The following is a 1,686-nucleotide window of genomic DNA, read 5'->3' on the forward strand; positions in this document are numbered from 1 at the left end:
CGCCAGATCCCGCCTCACCCTCGTCCCCGACACCGGAACCGAGGTGACCACCGAACCCGCCCTCGGACTCAGCGCCTAACCCCCAAACCGAAGGACACCGCTACACCACCACCGGGGACTTGACCGGATCGCGCGAGAACCTGAACATGAGCCACAGAGTTCCCAGAGATCGTGCATGTGTAGATCCGAACGTATGGCCAGATCATGATGCCATCATGGAACCTATCCCTAATCAGGGTTGCGAGGTGGAGTTGCCACTTATCCAGGTTCCACCCTTTGAGCTGGAGGTCCACAGCGATCCCATCACAAGCTTCGCCACCATCGTTCACGCCGATCAGCAGATCCCCGCCCTCTGAATTCAGAAATGCGCAAATCGTTTTGAGCACTTCCCCCGGGAGTGCCGGAAGAGCGAACAACTCGCTCTGCTTATTCCAGTGGTGCATCGATGCCAGGAGCGAGCTCTTGTACTCGACTGCTGGGCCTTCGCCTGACTCCAGAAGAGCGAGGACCCGCTGTTCTGTCGTGTCGGGACTGGAAATCAGTCTCAATACCCGGGGCGAGTCAAGAGTCCCGTATCTAATATTGGGGTCTATCTCGAGGTCGAATTGACGTACAGCATCGAGCACTTGCAAGGCCGCCTCAAGCGCGTCGCCCTCACCTAATTCCAGCCTTGACGCCAAGTCATCAAGCGTGGTTTCGGCTCCGACCCGGTACGCCTCTACGACCAAAGCGGCGAAGCGGGGCGGGAACACCGGTTTCATTACTCAGAGGTCCACGGCGCAATGGGCGACGAGGTTGCCAGCAATCTCGTCGGCTCGGGCTTCCCAGAAGGCAAGAGGGTCAGGTACCTCGGCAGTAAGGGTCCCGAATGTTTGCTTCGAGATGAAATGAGAGGCTAGTCGCGACTTCGCGATCTCGTAACTGACTTCCCGGTCTGCGAGCGCTTGACCCGGAACCTTCGCTTTCCAGGCATTGTTGCTCTCGGGTGAGGGGGGGTGAGATTGGCGACCGATTTCGCGAACTCAAACTCTGCCTTGTTGGGGTCAAGGACTTTCCCTAACTCCCCATGTTGATTGTTTGCGCACCACGACTGCGGGTAGATGTGATGAAGCTCAACCGGCTTGTCACTTGGAAATGCCAGAGAAACGGTCGGGTCCAAAAGGTCATTAGTGGGTTTTGTCCTCACGAGTAGGGTTAGGGCGCGACCAAGCGCTCCGGCAGGTTTCGCATCGAGAAGAAGCTTCCGAAGCCGGTCAGCCTCTGGAACGGGCATCTTAAGCAGTGACTCGAGTGCGCTGTTCGCGTCGGTGGCCCAGGCGTTTGCAGATGCTGCTTGCGCGCGACGGAAAAGAATCTCCTTGAGGACCCGAATGTCGGTGGAGCTCTGGCTCAAGAAACCTTGGTCGTAACGCGCTGACAGTGAATTACGCCAGAAGAACGCACGAAATAGTGCGTTCAGTTCTGCAACACTCCATTGTTCTGCGTACCGGCTGTCGTGATCCATGTACCAGCGAAGGGCACCATAGATAGCTATGGTGACGGGGTATGGGCACTCCTTAAGAGTTGAGTCCCGCATAGTGGTGTAGCCGCGGTGGCCCGGCTCGTCGTGAAGACGTGGACGCGGTCACCGTGTGATCCTTCGAGAAGTCTCTTACCTCGACTCGAAAGGCATCATCACGATGACCG

At 57.4% G+C, this 1,686-nt stretch carries 1 protein-coding gene; it reads right to left on the minus strand.

Annotated elements, in window-relative coordinates:
- Positions 1 to 68: 68 nt before the first annotated feature.
- Positions 69 to 761, minus strand: a complete 693-nt coding sequence (locus G5S38_RS15440) for an AlbA family DNA-binding domain-containing protein (protein WP_165070532.1) — start codon at positions 759 to 761, stop codon at positions 69 to 71.
- Positions 762 to 1,686 lie beyond the last annotated feature (925 nt).

Origin of the sequence: Marisediminicola senii, from assembly GCF_011057645.1 — a bacterium.
Lineage (GTDB): Bacteria > Actinomycetota > Actinomycetes > Actinomycetales > Microbacteriaceae > Marisediminicola > Marisediminicola senii.